At 70.1% G+C, this 268-nt stretch carries 1 protein-coding gene; it reads right to left on the reverse strand.

Annotated elements, in window-relative coordinates; translation table 11 throughout:
- The coding region (locus NLU14_RS21985) for an ATP-binding cassette domain-containing protein (protein WP_338040820.1) at nucleotides 1-268 on the reverse strand (268 nt) is incomplete at both ends.

A 268-nucleotide genomic window follows, 5' to 3' on the forward strand; every position in this document is an offset into this window, starting at 1 on the left:
TGACGCTGACCGCCGGAGAACTCGTGCGGGTAGCGATCGGCCATCGCGGGATCGAGCCCCACGAGTTCGAGGAGCTCGACGACGCGCTCGTCGCGCTGCGCCTTGGGGACGTCGTGCACGAGGAGCGGCTCGGCGATGACCTCGCCGATCGGAAGGCGCGGGTCCACGGCGGCGGCGGGATCCTGGAAGACGATCTGGATGTCGCGTCGCAGGTCGCGTCGACCCCTGCGGGTGAGCGACGCGACGTCCTTGCCGTCGAACGTGATCC

This window comes from Marinobacter iranensis (genome assembly GCF_029207565.1).
GTDB classification, from domain to species: domain Bacteria; phylum Pseudomonadota; class Gammaproteobacteria; order Pseudomonadales; family Oleiphilaceae; genus Marinobacter; species Marinobacter iranensis.